The organism is Parviterribacter multiflagellatus, assembly GCF_056863265.1.
Genome location: NZ_JBXPIZ010000004.1, coordinates 26310 through 41612 on the forward strand (window position 1 = coordinate 26310; position 15303 = coordinate 41612).

16 protein-coding genes are annotated in these 15303 nt (G+C 72.4%); 9 read left to right on the forward strand and 7 right to left on the reverse strand.

Features of this window, described 5'->3' with window-relative positions; genetic code table 11:
• The first annotated feature begins 10 nt into the window (after positions 1 to 10).
• Together lhgD and AC1UE5_RS09465 are read left to right on the forward strand one after the other, a co-directional pair.
• Positions 11 to 1249 carry an L-2-hydroxyglutarate dehydrogenase gene (gene lhgD, locus AC1UE5_RS09460; RefSeq protein ID WP_482922512.1) on the forward strand — a complete coding sequence of 413 codons (1239 nt, stop codon included), beginning with the start codon at positions 11 to 13 and terminating at the stop codon, positions 1247 to 1249.
• 107 nt (positions 1250 to 1356) lie between these two features.
• Positions 1357 to 1623: a hypothetical protein gene (locus AC1UE5_RS09465; protein ID WP_482922514.1), complete on the forward strand. Its 267-nt coding sequence runs from the start codon at positions 1357 to 1359 to the stop codon at positions 1621 to 1623.
• Positions 1624 to 1626: 3 nt separating this feature from the next.
• On the opposite strand, the gene AC1UE5_RS09470 is transcribed toward AC1UE5_RS09465, so the two are convergent.
• The gene (locus AC1UE5_RS09470) at positions 1627 to 1857 is read right to left on the reverse strand and encodes a hypothetical protein (RefSeq protein ID WP_482922516.1); all 231 of its coding nucleotides are present in this window, start codon (positions 1855 to 1857) and stop codon (positions 1627 to 1629) included.
• Positions 1857 to 3245: a S8 family peptidase gene (locus tag AC1UE5_RS09475; protein WP_482922518.1), complete on the reverse strand. Its 1389-nt coding sequence runs from the start codon at positions 3243 to 3245 to the stop codon at positions 1857 to 1859. Before AC1UE5_RS09475 ends, AC1UE5_RS09470 begins: the two co-directional genes overlap by 1 nt.
• Positions 3246 to 3381: 136 nt before the next feature.
• On the opposite strand from AC1UE5_RS09475, the gene AC1UE5_RS09480 reads away from it, so the two are divergent.
• The 5 genes from AC1UE5_RS09480 to AC1UE5_RS09500 all read left to right on the forward strand — a co-directional run bounded on the left by AC1UE5_RS09480 (position 3382) and on the right by AC1UE5_RS09500 (position 8297).
• Complete coding sequence (locus AC1UE5_RS09480) at positions 3382 to 4248, forward strand: MBL fold metallo-hydrolase (protein ID WP_482922520.1); 867 nt, start codon at positions 3382 to 3384, stop codon at positions 4246 to 4248.
• Entirely contained in the window at positions 4245 to 4706 is a 462-nt protein-coding gene (locus tag AC1UE5_RS09485; protein WP_482922522.1) for an Hsp20/alpha crystallin family protein, read from the forward strand. The genes AC1UE5_RS09480 and AC1UE5_RS09485 overlap by 4 nt, the downstream gene beginning before the upstream one ends.
• Positions 4703 to 7201 (forward strand): endopeptidase La, encoded by a 2499-nt coding sequence (lon, locus tag AC1UE5_RS09490; protein ID WP_482922524.1) that lies wholly within the window; start codon positions 4703 to 4705, stop codon positions 7199 to 7201. Before AC1UE5_RS09485 ends, lon begins: the two co-directional genes overlap by 4 nt.
• The gene (locus AC1UE5_RS09495) at positions 7123 to 7596 is read left to right on the forward strand and encodes a hypothetical protein (protein WP_482922526.1); all 474 of its coding nucleotides are present in this window, start codon (positions 7123 to 7125) and stop codon (positions 7594 to 7596) included. The genes lon and AC1UE5_RS09495 overlap by 79 nt, the downstream gene beginning before the upstream one ends.
• A gap of 86 nt (positions 7597 to 7682) precedes the next feature.
• A complete protein-coding gene (locus tag AC1UE5_RS09500) occupies positions 7683 to 8297 on the forward strand; it encodes a TetR/AcrR family transcriptional regulator (protein ID WP_482922528.1) in 615 nt (204 codons plus the stop codon).
• A 4-nt stretch (positions 8298 to 8301) separates the two neighbouring features.
• On the opposite strand, the gene AC1UE5_RS09505 is transcribed toward AC1UE5_RS09500, so the two are convergent.
• From AC1UE5_RS09505 to AC1UE5_RS09515, 3 genes are all read right to left on the reverse strand, one after another.
• Positions 8302 to 9516 carry a M12 family metallopeptidase gene (locus AC1UE5_RS09505; RefSeq protein ID WP_482922530.1) on the reverse strand — a complete coding sequence of 405 codons (1215 nt, stop codon included), beginning with the start codon at positions 9514 to 9516 and terminating at the stop codon, positions 8302 to 8304.
• A complete protein-coding gene (locus AC1UE5_RS09510) occupies positions 9513 to 9869 on the reverse strand; it encodes a hypothetical protein (RefSeq protein WP_482922532.1) in 357 nt (118 codons plus the stop codon). The genes AC1UE5_RS09505 and AC1UE5_RS09510 overlap by 4 nt, the downstream gene beginning before the upstream one ends.
• 78 nt (positions 9870 to 9947) lie before the next feature.
• The gene (locus tag AC1UE5_RS09515; RefSeq protein ID WP_482922534.1) at positions 9948 to 11408 is read right to left on the reverse strand and encodes an MFS transporter; all 1461 of its coding nucleotides are present in this window, start codon (positions 11406 to 11408) and stop codon (positions 9948 to 9950) included.
• 114 nt (positions 11409 to 11522) lie between these two features.
• Here AC1UE5_RS09515 and AC1UE5_RS09520 point away from each other — a divergent pair, with 114 nt between their 5' ends.
• Positions 11523 to 12278 carry a TetR/AcrR family transcriptional regulator gene (locus AC1UE5_RS09520; RefSeq protein ID WP_482922536.1) on the forward strand — a complete coding sequence of 252 codons (756 nt, stop codon included), beginning with the start codon at positions 11523 to 11525 and terminating at the stop codon, positions 12276 to 12278.
• Here the strand turns inward: AC1UE5_RS09520 and AC1UE5_RS09525 are convergent.
• Both AC1UE5_RS09525 and AC1UE5_RS09530 read right to left on the reverse strand, forming a co-directional pair.
• Positions 12250 to 13551, reverse strand: a complete 1302-nt coding sequence (locus AC1UE5_RS09525) for a ribonucleotide-diphosphate reductase subunit beta (RefSeq protein ID WP_482922538.1) — start codon at positions 13549 to 13551, stop codon at positions 12250 to 12252. The two genes, AC1UE5_RS09520 and AC1UE5_RS09525, sit on opposite strands and share 29 nt — an antisense overlap.
• A 42-nt stretch (positions 13552 to 13593) precedes the next feature.
• Positions 13594 to 14961, reverse strand: a complete 1368-nt coding sequence (locus tag AC1UE5_RS09530) for a glycine--tRNA ligase (protein ID WP_482922540.1) — start codon at positions 14959 to 14961, stop codon at positions 13594 to 13596.
• Positions 14962 to 14991: 30 nt separating this feature from the next.
• Between AC1UE5_RS09530 and AC1UE5_RS09535 the strand changes: the two genes are divergently transcribed.
• Positions 14992 to 15300: an FmdB family zinc ribbon protein gene (locus AC1UE5_RS09535; protein ID WP_482922542.1), complete on the forward strand. Its 309-nt coding sequence runs from the start codon at positions 14992 to 14994 to the stop codon at positions 15298 to 15300.
• The last annotated feature ends 3 nt before the right edge of the window (positions 15301 to 15303 follow it).

Below are 15303 nucleotides of genomic sequence, written 5' to 3' on the forward strand. Positions count from 1 at the left end.
GCGTCTCGCCGTGCCCACGGATCCAGAGATCGCCGTCGTCGGCGCCGGCATCATCGGGCTCGCGGTCGCGCGCGAGCTGCTGCAGCGGGGCGCCGCCCGCCGCGTCGTCGTCCTCGAGCGAGAGGAGCAGGTCGCGGCGCACCAGACCGGTCACAACAGCGGGGTGATCCACGCGGGGATCTACTACCAGCCCGGCTCGCTGAAGGCGCGGCTCTGCGTCGAGGGCGCGCGGCGGATGTACGCGTTCTGCGAGGAGCGCGGGATCGCGCACGAGCGGATCGGCAAGCTCATCGTCGCGGTCGACGAGTCCGAGCTGCAGCGGCTCGACGAGCTGGAGCGGCGCGGGCGCGCGAACGGCGTCCCGGGCCTGCGGCGGCTCGACGCGGCCGGGCTGCGAGGGGTCGAGCCGCACGCCACCGGCGTCGCCGCGCTCCACTCGCCGGACACCGGCATCGCCGACTTCCCCGGCGTCGCCCGCGCGCTGGCCGACGACGTGCGCGAGCTGGGCGGCGAGGTCGTGCTCGGCACCGAGGTGCTCGGCGCCGAGCGCCGCAACGGCCACACCGAGCTGCGCACGCGCCCGCGCGCCGCCGCCTCCGCGGACGCCGCCGAGGTCCTCCGCGCCGGCCGCGCCGTCTTCTGCGCGGGGCCGTGGGCCGACCGCCTCGCGATCGCCGCCGGCGCGCCCGCCGACCCGCGCATCGTCCCCTTCCGTGGCGCCTACCTGACGCTGAAGCCCGAAGCCCGCCATCTCGTCAAGACGCTCATCTACCCCGTTCCCGACCCCGACCTCCCGTTCCTCGGCGTCCACCTGACGCGCCACATCTCCGGCGAGGTGTGGCTCGGCCCGACGGCGCTGCTGGTCGGCGCGCGCGACGCGTACGCGCTGCACACCGTCCGCGCCCGTGACGTGCGCGACACGTTCACGTGGCCGGGCACGTACAAGGTCCTGCGCCGCTTCTGGAAGACCGGCCGGACGGAGCTGCGGATGGCCGCGTCGCGGCGCGCGTTCGTCGCCGCCTGCGCGCGCTACGTGCCGGAGCTGACGCTGGACCACGTGGAGCCCGGCGCGGGCCCGGCCGGCGTCCGCGCGCAGGCCCTCGCGCGGGACGGCTCGCTGGTCGACGACTTCCTGCTGACCGACGCCGGAGGGGCCCTCCACGTGCGCAATGCCCCAAGCCCGGCGGCGACCTCCTCGCTCGCCCTTGCAACGATGATCTCAGACCGCGTCGAAAAGGCCCGCTCCTAGCGGCAGAATCGCGAAAATTGCTGCTATTTGCGGGTGATTAACAAATTGGCGGCATTTGCGGGAAGGGCCGTTGAAGGAGTTCGCCGCGTCGTGTTGAGTGGCCCCCCGTGACAGCCGCAGTTGCCCCGACCCGACCCGCTCGCAAGCCCTCCACCCGCAAGGCGTCCAAGGCCCCGTCCTGCGCCGATTGCTTCTTCCGCTGCAACCTCCTGTGCGCCCTCCAGGAGGACGCCCCGTGCGCGACGTTCCGGCCCAACCACCCGGACGGCCTGCGCCCCCCGCAGCAGCTGCGCTTCACCTTCCGCAACGAGCGCCGCACGCGCGCCGCGTGGGCCTTCCCCACCGCGGACGAGCAGGCCGCCCTCCACAGCTGAGCGTCACTGCGGGCCGTCGCGCGGGGGGAGCCTGATCTCCCGCGCCGGCTCGGCCGCCGCGACCCCGTCGACGGCGGCCACCTCCCGCAGCACGGCGTCGTCGGCGACGGTGCCGGTGATGGCGCCCGCCGTCGCCAGGACCGTGACGTCGCGCAGCCCCGCGCGCTGCGCCGCGGCGGCCACCGCGCCGATGTCGGCGAGGCGGCCGTCCTCGACGGAGATCGTCACCTCCACTACGGCGCCTGCACCAGGCCGGCGCCGACGTCGGCCGACGACAGGTTCGGCATCCGCCGCGCGGTGCCCGTGAGCAGGCGGGCGAGCGCCGCGCCGCGCGCGCTCGGGTCCGCCTCGGCCAGCAGCGCCGCGACGCCCGCGACGTGCGGCGTCGCCATGCTCGTCCCGTTCAGCCGCTCGTAGCGCTGCGGCATCGGGACCGTCGACAGCACGTCCACGCCCGGCGCGGCGACGTCGATCTGGCCGCCGTCCGGGTTGATCCCGCGGTTGGAGAACCGCGCGATCTGCATGCTCGAGTCGATCGCGGCGACGGCCAGGATCGACGGGCAGTTCGCGGGGTGGCTGACCGGCACGAGCGTGAGCGGCCGGCGGCTGTCGTTGCCCGCGGCGGCGATGATGAGCGAGCCGCCCTGCGCGGCGCGGCGCGCGACCGCCTCGAACACGCGCGAGAACCGGTCGCCCGGCTGCACGGTCCCGCCGAGCGACATCGAGATGACCGCGCACCGGTTGCGCATCGCCCATTCGATCCCGGCGAGGATCTGCGTGTCGGTGCCCGAGCCGCGGTCGCTGAGCACCTTGCCCGCGAAGATCTCCGCCTCGTACGCGACGCCGTAGCGCGGCCCGGTCGGCGGCGTCTTCGGCCCGGCCGCGGTGCCGATGCAGTGCGTGCCGTGCCGGTTGCGGTCCTGCGGCTCCTCGCCCCGCACGAACGACTCGGCCTTGATCGCGCGCTCGGCGAAGTCCGGGTGCGCCAGGTCCATCCCGGTGTCGAGCACCGCGATCCGCACGCCGGCGCCGCTGCGGGTGGAGAGCACCGCGCGCGTGGCCTGCAGGCCCCAGGTCGCCTGCGACTCGTCGACCTGCGCAGGCATCACCGCCGTCGCGCCCGCCGCCGGGCCTGCGGGCAGGCCGACGGCCGACGTGAGGTGGATCACCGCGTCGCGGTAGCCGGCGAAGTAGTCCGCGGACGGCATCCGCGCCTCCGGCGGCGCGAGCGGTGGCGGCGCGGGCGGCAGCGGCTGGGGGTTGAGCAGCGCCGCGCCGTCGGCCACCGGGCCGGTCAGCGCCGGCGCCTCGAGCGCGCGCACGATCCGCTCGGGCTCCACCGCGAGGATCGTGTTCGTGCTCTCCTTGCCCAGCGCCTCGCTCACCTTGGCCAGCTGATCCGGCGGCACGTCGCAGACCGCCACGCCGAGCTTCTCGAACAGGACCGCCCCGCCGGGCTCGGGCAGCGCCGCCTCCTTGCCGCTCGCCACGCTGATGCCGGCCGCCTGGCCGAGCACCCGCGCGCCGGCCTTCGTCGCGCCCTCCTCGAAGAGGACGAGGTACCGCCCCGTCGTGCTCGTGAGGAGCGGATCGGCTCCGTCGGTGCCACCGAACGCCGCCATGCCGGATCACCTTCCGTCGGGTAGGGGTTGCTCCTCCGCCGACCCTACGCCTGCCGCGCTCGACGGCGCCGACCGCGGCAGGTCCGTGGCAAGGTCTGCCGCAGCTTGCGGGAGAAGGACTAGCATCCGTCGCCGCATGAGGGTCACGGTGCTCGGCAAGTCGCCGGCCTACACGGACGCCGGCGGAGCGTGCAGCGGTTACTTGGTCGAGGACGGCGGCAGCGTCGTCCTGCTCGACTGCGGCAACGGCGTGTTCGGGAAGCTCCGGCGGTTCGTCGACTACTGCGCGGTCGACGCGGTCGTCATCTCGCATCTGCACGCGGATCACTTCCTCGACCTCGTCCCGTACGCGTACGGGCTGATCTACGCGCCCAAGCAGCAGCCGGTCCCGGTCGACCGGTGGCCGGGCACGAGCAACCCCGCCCGGCCGACGCTGTACGCGCCCGTGGGCGCGAAGGACGTGTTCCGGCAGGTCACCGGCGCGTGGGGCGACGAGGAGCTGATCCTCAAGGCGTTCGACGTGCGGGAGTACGAGACGCGCGACGAGCTGGAGCTGGGCGCGCTGAAGGTCCGGTTCCACCAGGTCCCGCACTTCCACCCGAACACCAACGCGGTCGAGTTCACGAGCACGGTCACCGGCGGCCGGCTGGTCTACGGCGCCGACCACGCGCCGACCGGCGAGCTCGTCGACTTCGCGCGCGACGCCGACCTGCTGCTGATCGAGGCGACGCTCCCGCGCCCCGAGCGCGACGGCGTGCGCGGGCACATCACGCCGCAGGAGGCGGGGGAGCACGCGCGCCGCGCGAACGTCCGCCAGGCGGTGCTCGTCCACATCTCCGACGAGCTGGACCACCTCTGGGCCGCCGACTGCGCGAGCAAGGCGTTCGGCGCGCCGGTGCCGGTCGCCAACGAAGGGGACGTGTTCGAGTTGCTCCCTCGGGGGGAGAACGTCGTCTCGGCCTCGGGCACTCGCAAGCTCGCGCCTGCGGACGACGTCACATGAGCAGCCGCGACCTCTTCGCCAACTTCGAGCGCATGCGGCGCGAGGTCGACGAGCTGTTCGGCGAGGTCTTCGACCCGCACCGCCGCCGGGCCGCGTTCTCGCCCGCCGTGGACGTCTTCTACGTCGGCGACCCGCCGCGCGCGGTCGTCCACGCCGAGCTGCCGGGCGTCAACCCGGACGAGGTCAAGCTCGAGGTCCGCGGGCGCGAGCTGATCCTCGTCGGCCGCCGCCTCCCGCCGCGCGCGGAGGGCCGGCTCTACCAGCAGATCGAGATCGAGCACGGGGCGTTCCGCCGCATCGTCCCGCTCGGCGCCGACGTCGACGCCGAGCAGGCCCGCGCCGACTACCGCAACGGCATCCTCGAGGTCGTCCTGCCGCTGAAGACCGACCGGCCCGTGCCCAAGAGCGTCCCGATCCGGCGCGCCGACGACGACGCCCCGGAGGGCCCCGGCCGGTGATCGACATCACCGCAACCGAGCCGCTCCAGGAGGGCGAGCAGCCGGCCGTGCCGGACCGCGCTCCGGTCCTGCCGATGCGCGAGGCGGTGGCGTTCCCCGAGACGGTCCTCCCGCTCGCGGTCGGCCAGCCGCGCAGCGTCAAGCTCGTCAACGACGCGCTGGCCGGCGACCGCACGATCGTCCTCGTCGCGTCCCGGGACCCCGAGCTCGACGAGCCCGGGCCGGACAAGCTCTACGACGTCGGCGTCGTCGGCACGATCGCGCGGATGCTCAAGGCGCCCGACGGGACGCTGCGCATCCTCGTGCAGGCCGGCGAGCGGGTGAAGCTCGACCGGTTCGTCAGCGAGACGCCGTACCTCGTCGCCGAGGTCACCGCGATGCCCGACGAGGCGCCGCCGGAGGACGCCGCGCCGGAGCTGACGGCGCTCGTCCGCAACGTCCAGCAGACGTTCAGCGAGATCGTCGAGGCGCTGCCGTACCTGCCCGAGGAGCTGCAGGTCGCGGTCGCCAACGTCGACGACCCGAGCGAGCTGTCGCACCTCATCGCCGGCTCGCTGCGGCTCAAGACGGCCGAGAAGCAGGAGCTGCTCGCGGAGACCGACGTGGCCAGGCGGCTGCGGCGCATCGCGCAGATCCTCGCGGGCGAGCTGGACGTGGTGCAGATCGGCTCGCGCATCCAGTCCGAGGTGCAGGGCGAGATCGACCGGACGCAGCGCGAGTTCTTCCTCCGCCAGCAGCTGAAGGCGATCCAGGAGGAGCTGGGGGAGCGCGACCCGAGCGAGGCCGAGGTCGACGAGCTGCGCGAGCAGCTGCACGACATCGAGCTGCCCGAGAACGTGCGCCGCCAGGTCGACCGCGAGCTCGACCGGCTGGAGCGGCTCCCGCAGGCCGCCGCCGAGCACGGCGTCATCCGCGGCTGGCTGGAGTGGGTCGCGTCGCTGCCGTGGGGCCGGCGCACCGACGACAACCTCGACCTCGCGCACGCGCGCGCGGTGCTCGACGAGGACCACTACGGGCTCGAGCAGGTCAAGGACCGCATCCTCGAGTTCCTCGCCGTGCGCAAGCTCAAGCCGGACGCCCGCGGCAGCATCATCTGCTTCGCCGGCCCGCCCGGCGTCGGCAAGACGTCGCTGGGCCGCAGCGTCGCGAAGGCGCTCGGCCGCGAGTTCGAGCGCATCAGCGTCGGCGGCGTGCGCGACGAGTCGGAGATCCGCGGCCACCGCCGCACGTACATCGGCGCGATGCCCGGCGTGATCATCCGCGCGATGCGCGACGCGGGCTCGATGAACCCGCTGTTCATGATCGACGAGATCGACAAGATGGGCGCGGACTTCCGCGGCGACCCGGCGAGCGCGATGCTCGAGGTGCTCGACCCCGAGCAGAACGCGACGTTCCGCGACCACTACCTCGACCTGCCGTTCGACCTGTCGTCGGTGATGTTCATCGCGACGGCGAACAACCTGGACACGATCCCCGGCCCGCTGCTGGACCGGATGGAGATCATCCAGATCGCGGGCTACACCGAGGAGGAGAAGCTCCAGATCGCCAAGCGCTACCTCGTGCCGCGCCAGCTGGAGCGGACCGGCCTGAAGAAGAGCTGGCTGACGGTGACCGACGCGGCGCTGCGCGTGATCGTCCGCGAGTACACGCGCGAGGCGGGCGTGCGGTCGCTGGAGCGGGAGATCGGGAGCGTGTGCCGCAAGGTCGCGCGCCAGATCGCCGAGCTGCCCGACGGCGAGAAGCCCGGCCGGCGGAGCGTGTCGGAGGCACGCGTGCGCGAGCTGCTCGGCAAGGCGCGGTTCCTGGCCGACCCCAGCCGCCGCACGCGCGACCCCGGCGTCGCGACCGGCCTGGCGTGGACGCCGGTCGGCGGTGACGTCCTCTACATCGAGGCGGGCGCGATGCCCGGGACCGGGCGGCTGACGATCACCGGCCAGCTCGGCGACGTGATGAAGGAGTCCGCCCAGGCCGCGCTGTCATGGGTGCGGTCGAGCGCGGACGGCCTGCGCGAGGACTGGTTCGCGACGCACGACCTGCACATCCACGTGCCGGCCGGGGCGATCCCGAAGGACGGTCCCAGCGCCGGCGTCACGATGGTGACCGCGCTCGTGTCGCTGCTCACCGGCCGCACCGTGCGGTCGGACGTGGCGATGACGGGCGAGGTGACGCTCCACGGCGAGGTGCTGCCGATCGGCGGGCTGAAGGAGAAGGCGCTCGCGGCACAGCGGCTCGGCATCCGCCACGTCATCGCGCCGGAGCAGAACCAGCGCGACATCGACGAGATCCCGGAGCATCTGCGCGAGCAGCTCGAGTTCCACTTCGTGAGCCGCGTGGAGGACGTCCTTGGTGTGGCCCTCGAGCGAACGGGGGTAGCATCAGGCAGCGAGAACGGCCAGCCACCTGAGAGAAGCGAGGAATGGCGAAGAAGAGCAAAGCGGCCAAGGCGACCGCGGGCACCGCAGTCGCAGGCGCCTCCCCGTACGTCCAGCGCCTGATCCAGGACGAGGAGCTGCGCGAGAACCTGCGGACGGCGTATGAGTCCGGTCGCAGCGCGTACGGCCGCCTCAACAACGGCAAGGCGCCCGCGAAGGCGCTGCTGGACGACAAGAAGCTCCACCGCGAGCTGCAGACCGCAGCCGACGCCCTGCGCGACGCCAGCGACGCGCTGCGCGAGGGCCCCCAGAAGAAGAAGAAGCGCAAGGGCGGGATCGGCAAGCTCCTGCTCGTCGGCATCGTCGGGACGGGCCTCGCCCTCGCGGTGAGCGCCGACCTGCGCAACAAGGTCCTCGACCTGCTGTTCGGGGCCGAGGAGGAGTTCGACTACACGTCGACGACCGCGCCGTCGAGCCCGGCGCCGTCGCAGCCGCAGCCCGCGGGCACCGGCGGCTGACGCCATACCAGCCGGATGATCGAAGGGCGCCTGCGGGCGCCCTTCGTCGTTCTCGGGCCGAAGCGAGGTCTAGGCTGTCGGGTCCGATGGAGGCCGCGGCCGCACCCACCACGCGCTCGCTGCAGGGCGAGAAGGCCGAGCGCATCGTGCAGGCGATGCGGCGGTCGGTCGCGTCGCGCGGCGTCGCCGGCTCGACGTTCGACCACGTCGCGCGCGAGGCGGGCGTCTCGCGCGGGCTGCTGCACTACTACTTCGGCACGAAGGAGCGGCTGCTGGTCGAGGTCGTGCGGCGCGACTGCGCGCTGCGGATGGCGATGCTCGACGAGCACCTCGCGCCGGCGCGCACGCCCGACGACGTGCTCGCGCTCCTGATCGCCGAGCTGCAGCACATCGTCTCGGCGGACCCCGACCTGCTGACGCTCCTCTTCGAGCTCTTCACGCTCGGCCGCCGCAACCCCGAGCTGGCCGCCGAGTACGTCGAGCTGCAGCGCCGCACGCGCGACCAGCTCGCGTCGGTGCTGGAGAGCAAGCGCGACGAGGGCGTGCTCCGCCTCGCGGCGGAGCCCACCGACGTCGCCGACGTGCTCTTCGCGATCGCCGACGGCATGGCGATGCGGATGGTCACCGAGCCCGACCGCGACTGGTCGGCCGCGATCGCGCTCGGCGTGCAGACGCTGCGGCCGCTCCTCGACGCGGCGTAGCGCGCTACGGCTGGTCCACCTTCGCGAGCCACCACCACTGCTTCGTCCCGAGGCTCGAGTCCCGCGTCTTCAGGTACGGCCCGGAGTCGGACCACGTCGGCTCGGCCGTCAGCAGCATGCCGGTCGGCCGATGGACGATCTCGAAGACGCCGACGCGCGTCTCGACGAGGGCCCAGCGTTGGCTCGGGTCCGTCGCGCTGTACCGCTGCGCGACGACGGCGGCGCCCGGACCGTCGGAGGCGATGCACGCGCCCGGGACGTTGCTGTGGATCGCGTAGCTGCCGGCGTGGTTGTCCACGAGCTGCCACTTCTGGTTGCGCTTGGCCTCGTCGTGCTGGAACAGGAGGATCCGCGTGCCCGGCGTCGCGGAGCCGCCGGCGAGGTCGAGCGCCAGCTCCGACGCGGCGTACGACCGCAGCCCGACCCAGGCGAGCTGGCTGACCGCGGCGACGTCGCCCGCCGACAGGTGGCTGCGCTGGCCGATGACGGCGCTCGGGTCCTTCGGGACGATCGTCGCGGTGTGCGGCTTCGCGAACGCGTCGCGGGGGTAGTGCATCACCGAGCCGTAGTCGTACGGGCCCGCCATCGTCGCCACCATCTGCCCGTACCTGGCGAAGTCCGGCTCCTTGTCCTTGTGCTCCGGCGCGAGGTTCGCGAGGTCGACGTCGACGTAGGTGTCGCGATCCCAGCGCGAGTGCTCGTGCACGAGCCCGACCGTGTGCCCGATCTCGTGGATCACGTTGCCCTCCGTGCAGTTGTCGGCGAGCGAGATCGTCTGCTTGCCGCCCTGCTTGCCGATCTTGCTCTTGCACCCCTCCGGGATCCGGGCGAAGACGACGAAGTTCGGCTCCGTCGTGCGGCGCGGGAACCGCAGCGGGGTCAGGCTCTCCCAGACGCCGAGGGCGTCGTGGACGCGGTCCTGGCCGGGGAGGTCCGACGCGATCTCGTACGGGATGACGTTGTCGGTCCACCGGTAGCCCGCGCCGACGATCATGCTGGCCTCGACGCGTCCGTCCTCGTGCCGCGCGAGGATCGTGTACTCGTGCGGCGCGTCGGGCGTGGACGCCGCGAGCTCCTCCGCCCGCCCCAGCACGATGTCGCCCTCGAAGATCGCGTCGCCGTCGTGGACGCCGTACTCGAGCTCGACCACCTCGTTCGTGGCGGCGAGACGGACGAAGCCGCGGCCGCGGCCGGTCGTCGGCACGTGCTCGACGTTCATGACGCCGCCGTCTCGCCTTCGAGGAGCGGCGACAGCGCCACCGCGCGCAGCGTCATGCCGCTGAGCACCGCCTGCAGGTAGGCGTCGATCGCGACGTGCAGCCGGCCGCCGCCCTCGTAGCGGCCGACCATGTTCGCGCCCTGGTAGGTGATCAGGCAGCCCCACGTCTCGCCGGAGTCGCCGTCGAGGTGCGCGTCGCCGATGTCGAGGAACGACAGCGGCCCGAAGTACGGCGTGTGGACGTACGCGTTGCCGATGACGCCGCTGCTCCACGTCGCGCCGGGACGGATGGTGTCCCCGCGCGACGTGCCCAACGGCAGCGCCGACCCGTTGCTGATGACGACCTCGTACATCGCAGCTCCCTCCTTGGAGGCGTGTGGGTGCGCGAGCCTACATGCCGGAAACTGGTGCGTGTTCTTTTCTTCTCCGGTTCAGTGGGCGTCGTCCATCCGCGCCTCGCGCGGGAGGAGGAACGCGAGCGCCGCCGCGGCCGCGAGCAGCGCCGCCGCGACGACGACCGTCCGCTCCGCCGCCGCGGGCGACGCGTGCCCGTGGTCGAGCAGCGAGAAGAAGATCGTCGCCAGCACCGCGATGCCCGCGGCGCCGCCGAGCTGCTGGATCGCCGTCAACGTGCCGGACGCCGAGCCGACCTCGTGCTCGTCGACGCCGGCGAGCACGACGTTGAAGAACGGGCCGAACACGAAGCCGTTGCCGATGCCGAAGGCCAGCAGCGGGCCCGCGAGCTGCCACGTCGTCGTGTCGGTGCCGTTGTGCGCGATCACCAGCCCGCTGACGAGCAGGCCCGCGATCGCGAGGAGCAGGCCGCCGTGGAGGACGCGCCGCCCGTACCGGCCCATCAGCGGGTACGAGGCGCCTGCGCCGATCGCGGCGCCGAGCGACATCGGCGCGAACGTCAGGCCGGCGTGCTCGGCGGAGAACCCGAGGCCGAGCTGGAGGAACAGCGACACGACGAGCATCACGCCCGTGAAGCCGGCGAAGAACACGATGCCGAAGAGCAGGCCGCCGCGGAACGCGCGGTTGCGCAGGAGGCTCGGCTCGATCAGCGGCGTGCCGCGCCCGCTGCGCTCCACCAGCGCGAAGAGCGCGAGCAGGGCGACGCCGGCGGCGAGCAGCACGAACGCCCACGCGGGCCAGCCGGCCTCGCGGCCCTGCACCAGCGGGTAGATCAGGCACAGCGACGCGGCGCCGATCAGCAGGACGCCGCGCCAGTCGAGCTTCACCGGCGTGGGCGCCTTCGACTCCGGAACGAACCGCGCGGCGAGCAGCAGGCCGGCGATGCCGACCGGGACATTGATGAGGAAGATCATCCGCCACTCGGTGCCGAGCAGGTCGGCGCCCGCCAGCCAGCCGCCGAGGATCGGCCCGCCGACCGCGGCGAGACCCATCGCCGGGCCGAACGCCGCGAACGCGCCGCCGAGCTCCTTCGGCGGGAAGACGTGCTTGATGATGCCGAGGCCCTGCGGGATGAGCAGCGCGCCGAACGCGCCCTGCCCGGCGCGCAGCGCGATCAGCGACTCGGGCGTCGGCGCGAGCGCGCACGCCGCGGACGCGGCGGTGAAGCCGCTCATGCCGAGCAGGAACATCCGCCGCCGCCCGAACGCGTCGCCGAGCCGGCCGCCGATGATCAGCAGCACGCCGAACGCGAGCGTGTAGGCCGCCGCCCACCACTGCATCGCCGACGCACCGCCGCCCAGGTCGGCGCGGATGACCGGCGCGGCGATGGTGATGATCGTGCTGTCGAGCAGGTCCATGATCTCGGCGGTCAGGACGATCGCGAGGATCAGCCAGCGCCAGCGGTGGGCGGGCGTGTCGGGTCCATCGGCGGACGGGGCCGCGGGGGCGGGGTGGGAGTCGGCAGCGGTGGTGGTCATCGCGTGGTGGTCTCCGGTCAGGTGATCGGCGAGCGAACGTCGTTCGTTACGAACAGCGTTCGTGACGAACACCGTACGCAACGAACAGCGTTCGTGTCAACTAGACTCCGGGCGATGGCCACCTCGCCGCGCTCTCGCCGCGACCGTCCCGCCAAGCCCCCGCTCACCCGCGAGGCGATCGTCGCCACGGCGCTCGACATCGCCCGCGCGGAGGGCGTCGAGGCCGTGACGATGCGGCGCCTCGCCCAGGAGCTCGACACCGGGCCCGCCTCGCTCTACGTCTACGTGGCCAACCGCGAGGCGCTCGAGGAGCTGATGTTCGAGGCGGCGGCGGCCGAGATCGACGTCGAGCCCACCGACCCGCGCCGCTGGCGCGAGCAGCTCCACGACCTGTGCGAGCGGATGGCGCGCGTGATGTCCGAGCGCTACCCGGGCATGGCGCGGCTCGCGATGGCGCGCATCCCGGTCGGCGACAACGTCATGCGCGTCACCGAGTCGATCCTCTCGCTCCTCGAAGCCGGTGGCGCCCGCGACCAGGGCGCGGCGTACGCGGGCGACATCCTCTCGATGTACGTGACGTCGATCGCCTACGAGCAGACGCTCTACACGCGCAAGGAGGGCGACAAGGCGAGGTACGCCGAGGAGCACGAGCGCGTCCACCAGCGGTTCCTCGGCATCGATCCGGCGCGGTTCCCGACCGTCGCCCGCCTGGGACCCGCGCTGGTCCGCGGCGACGGCCACGAGCGGTTCCACCTCGGCATCGACGTGATCGTCAACGGCCTGCTCTCCACGCCGACCGCCGGCCGCCTCTCGGAGATGCCGGCGGGCGACACCGGCGAGCCTATGTGGGGAACAGGCGACCGAGCCTGAGCAGCACGCGCGGGTCGCCGCTGGGGCGCAGCCGCCGCCGCAGCAGCAGCCGGGCCGGGTCGGCGCGGCCGGCGCTCAGGTCCACCCAGTCGTCGAACGACGCGTAGCGCAGGCGCACCGACGGCCGCGCCCCGCCGGGCACCGGCCCCGCCGCCACCCGCGCGGCCGCGCCGTCCACCACCAGGTGCCACGGCTCGTGGTCGCCGAACTCCCACTGCACGGTCGTCCCCGGCTTCACCGCGCCGACGCGCGCGGAGCGGCGGACCTCCTCGAACAGCAGCTCGGTCGCCACGGGGTCCGGCCCGCGGTAGTTGCGGCGCGGGCCGATGTAGCCGGCGCGCAGGAACCGCAGGCCGACCTCGGCCCGCTCGCGCGGCGCCAGCGACAGGTCGAACGGGAACCCCGGGATGTCGTCGATCGGCAGCCCGATCGACCGCAGCCGCGCCTCCTGCATCTGCGCGCCGTACGTGTAGAGGTCGGCGAGCTCGTAGCCCAGTGCGGTCGTGTACGTCTCGTCCCAGCCGGGCAGCTCGGCGACCGCGGTGGTCAGCGGGAGCACGTAGCGGTACTCCTCCAGGATCGCGTCCTGGATGCCCTGCGGGTCCTCGCGGTACAGGTCGGCGAGCAGGCGCACGCCGAACGCGATGTGGCGCTGCTCGTCGAGCGCGACGTTGCGCAGCCCCGCGCGGAAGCCGGGGAGCACGTCCAGCTCCGCCAGCTTCTCCTCGAGGATGTGCTGGCCGGGCTGGGCCAGGCCGCCCTCGATGACGATGTGGTAGAGCGTCACGCCCTTGGCCAGCAGCTTCCGGTCGCGCGGGGCGTCGCGCAGCTGCTTGGCCATGTCCTCCAGATGGCCGAACACCTGCCGGTGGCCCCACGACAGGTCGGGCGCGGTCGCCGCGAGCGTCCCGCCGACCGTGCCGTCGCCGACGCCCACGACCTCCTCGAAGAACCGCTTGAAGAGGATCGCGTGCCGGGTCTCGTCCACCTGCTGGGTGGTGATGAACTCCTTCTGCTCCTCCAGCGGCGCCGCGTCGATGTACGGCCCGAGCGTGTCGGCGACGGTGTCCTCGCCGTGGAAGAAGAGCGTGAACATCCACGACGCGGCGCGCCGCTGCTCCGGCGTCATCCGCTCGTGCCAGTCGACCCGGTCCTGTGTCAGGTCGATCTCCGTCGCCCGCCAGTTGCCCCGCTCCCACCGGGCGTAGAGATCGGGGTACGTGATCTGCTCGGTGGACGCCGGGATGACCGGCACGGTGGCGTTCGCGGTCATGAACGCCACCGTACACCCGCCCTGGCCGGGCGGCCAGTCGACTTACGAGGACAGCTTCGGCGTGGTCCACGGCGCGTTGAGGCGCCGCGTCAGCTCGTCCGCGAGCTCGTCGATCGCGATGCGGTCCTGCGCGAGCGAGTCGCGGTCGCGCACCGTCACCGTCCGGTCCTCCAGTGTCTGGTGGTCGACCGTCACGCACCACGGCGTGCCGATCTCGTCCTGGCGGCGGTAGCGCTTGCCGATCGAGCCGCCCTCGTCGTACTCGACGAACATGCGGCCGCGCAGCAGCGACTGGATCTCGCGCGCCACCTCGGGCTGGCCGTCCTTCTTGACCAGCGGCAGGATCGCGGCCTTGATCGGCGACAGGCGCGGGTGGAGCTTGAGCACCGTCCGCGACTCGCCGCCGACCTCCTCCTCGTCGTACGCGTCGACGAGGAACGCGAGCGTCGCGCGGTCCGCGCCGGCGGCCGGCTCGATCACGTGCGGGACGTAGCGCTCACCGGTCTGCCCGTCGAAGTACTCGAGCTTCTCGCCGGAGTACTCGGTGTGCTTCTTGAGGTCGAAGTCGGTGCGGTTCGCGACGCCCTCGAGCTCCGACCAGCCGATCGGGAAGAGGTACTCGACGTCCGCGGTGCCGGACGAGTAGTGGCTCAGCTCGTCCTGCTCGTGCTCGCGCATCTGCAGGTGGTCCGGGCGGATGCCGAGGCCCGTGTACCAGTTGAAGCGCTGCTCCTTCCAGTACTCGTACCACTGCGGCGACTCGCTCGGCGGGACGAAGAACTCCATCTCCATCTGCTCGAACTCGCGCGTGCGGAAGATGAAGTTGCCGGGCGTGATCTCGTTGCGGAACGACTTGCCGACCTGCGCGATGCCGAACGGCGGCTTCTTGCGCGAGAACTGCAGGACGTTCTTGAAGTTGATGAAGATGCCCTGGGCCGTCTCGGGGCGCAGGTAGGCCTGCGAGCCCGTCTCCTTCACCGGCCCGACGGTCGTCTCGAACATCAGGTTGAACTGGCGGACCTCGGTGAACTCGTGCCGCCGGTCCTCCGTCTTGGGGAGGTTCGCCTTCTTGGGGCAGATCTCGTCCGGGTCCACGTGGTCGGCGCGGAAGCGCTGCTTGCAGACCTTGCAGTCGACGAGCGGGTCCGTGAACCCGGCGAGGTGGCCTGAGGCCTCCCACACGCGCGGGTGCTGCAGGATCGCGGAATCGAGGGCGACGACGTCGTCGCGCTCCTGCAGGAGGGTCCGCCACCACTCGTTCTTGACGTTCGTCTTGAGGAGAACGCCGTAGTGGCCGTAGTCGTAGGTCGAGCCCAGACCGCCGTAGATCTCCGAGCTCGGGAAGATGAAGCCGCGGCGCTTGCAGAGCGCCACGATCTTGTCCATGGTCACGACATCGGTGCTGGGCATCGATGGGTGATCGTAGACTGCTGCGTCGCGATGCCGATCTACGAGTACCGACGGCCGGACGGCTCGACCTTCGAGGTCATGCAGAAGTTCAGCGACGAACCGCTGACCCAGGACCCCGAGACGGGTGTTCCGGTCGAGCGGGTGCTGTCCGCTCCGGCCATCCACTTCAAGGGCTCCGGCTTCCACAACACGGACTACGGGACGCGCAAGCGCAACCGCGAGAAGGCCGCGTCGTCTTCGAGCGATTCGGGCTCGTCCTCGTCGAGCGACTCCGGCTCGTCGTCCTCCTCGGGCGACGCGTCGTCGAGCTCCTCGACGTCCTCCGCGAAGTCGGACTAGTCA